The sequence below is a fragment of the Methanocrinis sp. genome, from assembly GCF_049974945.1.
Lineage (GTDB): Archaea > Halobacteriota > Methanosarcinia > Methanotrichales > Methanotrichaceae > Methanocrinis.
In genome coordinates this window covers 14,223-15,442 of the sequence record NZ_JBNGCU010000044.1, presented here as the reverse complement: position 1 = coordinate 15,442, position 1,220 = coordinate 14,223, and the positions used below count along the sequence as shown (strand labels likewise).

2 protein-coding genes are annotated in these 1,220 nt (G+C 56.5%); one reads left to right on the top strand and one right to left on the bottom strand.

Annotation, left to right across the window (positions count from 1 at the left end; all coding sequences use genetic code 11):
* Positions 1–148 precede the first annotated feature (148 nt).
* Positions 149–640, top strand: a complete 492-nt coding sequence (locus ACP5EL_RS05870) for a hypothetical protein (RefSeq protein ID WP_428401557.1) — start codon at positions 149–151, stop codon at positions 638–640.
* A 52-nt stretch (positions 641–692) separates the two neighbouring features.
* On the opposite strand, the gene ACP5EL_RS05865 is transcribed toward ACP5EL_RS05870, so the two are convergent.
* Positions 693–1,079: a class II SORL domain-containing protein gene (locus ACP5EL_RS05865; protein WP_428401556.1), complete on the bottom strand. Its 387-nt coding sequence runs from the start codon at positions 1,077–1,079 to the stop codon at positions 693–695.
* Positions 1,080–1,220: the final 141 nt, after the last annotated feature.

Sequence of the window (1,220 nt, the reverse complement as noted above, 5' to 3'; positions counted from 1 at the left end):
CGCGGAAGACGGGCGGAGGAGTGGTCTGTGAGGACTGGTGGTTCTGCCACAAGAAGCTGTGATGAAGCCCATCAGGGCTTCGAACTTTCTTTTGATCCAAGCGTTGGGGTTGAATCTGGTGACGACATCCGGCGGTCTTAATAAGCCGATGAGATTCCTCCTTTGGGCCCTCTCCATCTCCATCTTCGCGGTCGCCCCGGTGGCCTCCGCCGCTGAGCCCTCTGGGGAGCTATCCGCCGAGATCGTGAGGCTCTGGCCCTACCACGCATCCCTCATGATCCTGGGGTTTGGGCTCCTGATCTGGGGCATGACCGTCGCTCGGAGAAAGGGTAAGGGTTGGCTGAAAAGGCACAAGCTCCTCGGAATATCTGGGGCCACTTCCGCCGTCGCCGGGATGGCCATGGCGGCCTACATGGTATCTGCAGCATCCCAGGAGCATTTCAGGGTGCCTCACGCCTACCTCGGATCGTTGGTGATCCTCCTGCTCATCATCACGCCGGCTTTGGGTCTCCTCCAGCTGAGGGCGACGAAGGAGAATAGAGGAAAGATCAGAGGGGTTCACAGGATCTTCGGCAGAACGGCCCTTCTGCTGATGGCCCTGAACATCCTATTTGGGATGCTCATAGTGAGCTCGACCTGACCAGAAGAGCAGGTAGAAGAAGGGCAGGTACAAAAGGGGTGGTGGCGGAGGATCACTCCACCCTTATCTCCTCTTTTGCAGACCAGAGGCCATGGACGTTGCAGTACTCCATGGCCATCATCGACCCGGACTTGGAGAGCTTCAGCTTCAGCTTTGCCTCGGGCTCTGAGTAGACCGGGGTGAAGTCGATCCTTGCCAGCATTATGGGGTTGAAGGGCCTTCCATCTTCGCGGAAGTAGACCTCGATCCACCTGATGGAGTGCTCAGCCTTGTTGGGGTGGTTTTCGACCGAGACCTTGACCTCGAAGGCCTCGTCGGCACCGACGGTCTTCGGGGCCTCGATCCGCGGAGTGTGGCTCTCCCTTTTTCCCAGAGCCTCGCCTGCGGCCGCATCGAAGGTATTTATCATCTCGCCCAGATTTTTGTTCTCTTCGGCCATTTATATCACCAGACTCCATCAAGGGCTTCAAACATTAAAATGTTTTTGGTGAGAGAATTTAGAATAACCGATCTCTATCCGGGGCTCGAATCAGGAGAACCGAATCAGGAGAACCGAATCAGGAGAACCGAATCAGGAGAA